The following is a 549-nucleotide window of genomic DNA, read 5'->3' as shown; positions in this document are numbered from 1 at the left end:
GTCGAACCTGAACAATCCGGAGAGCCTTTTGCAGCAAGGGTTTGAAGCGGAAAGTTGTTGATGCATTTGCAGGAACCTGGCAGATTATGGGTAGTTTCCTGCAAATTCTGTCGAGGTCTGGATGGGTCCGAAGACAGCGGTGAGCGAAGGCGATTTGTTTCGGCATCCTCTTCGCGAGCAGATCAACCTGAAGCATCCGCTGGTGCGTCTGGCCGATCTGATCAACTGGGATCAGCTGGCTGCGTCGATGAGCGCGAGCTTTGTCTCACGCAAGGGTCGTCCGGCAACGTCACCGAGGCTGATTGCTGGCTTGTTGTATCTCCAGCATGCGTTCGATCTGTCGGACGAGGAAGTGGTCTGGCAATGGGTGGAGAACCCGTATTGGCAGGTCTTCACCGGCGAGACGTATCTGCAGACCGAGCCCCCGATCGATCCGTCGAGCCTGACACGCTGGCGTAAGCGCCTGGGTGAAGCTGGCGTTGAAGAACTGCTGGCCGAGACGATCGAAGCGGCGAAGCGCGCGGGCGTGATCAAGGCCTCAAGCGCGAA

At 57.9% G+C, this 549-nt stretch carries 1 protein-coding gene; it reads left to right on the top strand.

Features of this window, described 5'->3' with window-relative positions:
- Positions 1–121: 121 nt before the first annotated feature.
- Positions 122–549: transposase (locus AB4Y34_RS41930; protein ID WP_368719318.1), on the top strand; the 428-nt coding region annotated here is incomplete at its 3' end.

The organism is Paraburkholderia sp. BR10954 (assembly GCF_040965775.1).
GTDB classification, from domain to species: Bacteria; Pseudomonadota; Gammaproteobacteria; order Burkholderiales; family Burkholderiaceae; genus Paraburkholderia; species Paraburkholderia youngii.
The sequence above is the reverse complement of the archived record's forward strand: the minus strand, read 5'-3'. Positions and strand labels throughout refer to the sequence as shown.